The sequence below is a fragment of the Aeromonas diversa CDC 2478-85 genome (assembly GCF_000819805.1).
Taxonomy (GTDB): domain Bacteria; phylum Pseudomonadota; class Gammaproteobacteria; order Enterobacterales; family Aeromonadaceae; genus Aeromonas; species Aeromonas diversa.
On record NZ_CDCE01000035.1, the window covers coordinates 96,049 to 96,284 of the forward strand.

Here is a 236-nt window from a genome sequence, read left to right on the forward strand (position 1 = left end):
CCTGTCGACGCCGTCGAGCCCGCCCCCTCTCAGGATGCCGGCGTCATCCCGACTGCACGCGCCGGTGACGGCATCCTGGTGGATGATGCCTGCAGTGCCCCTGCCGCAGAGCAGAACGATGCCCCCATGGTGCTGGAGGAGTGTGCCTCCGAACTGGATCCTGTGATCGTCAACGAGCTGGTTGAAGACGAGGGCCTCCGTCTGGCTGAAGAAGCACGTCTGGCGGAAGCCGCTCG

The 236-nt window shown here is 66.1% G+C and carries 1 pseudogene; it reads left to right on the plus strand.

Features of this window, described 5'->3' with window-relative positions:
• Window positions 1–236, plus strand: a pseudogene (locus BN1121_RS20075) (signal recognition particle-docking protein FtsY); the annotation flags it as partial.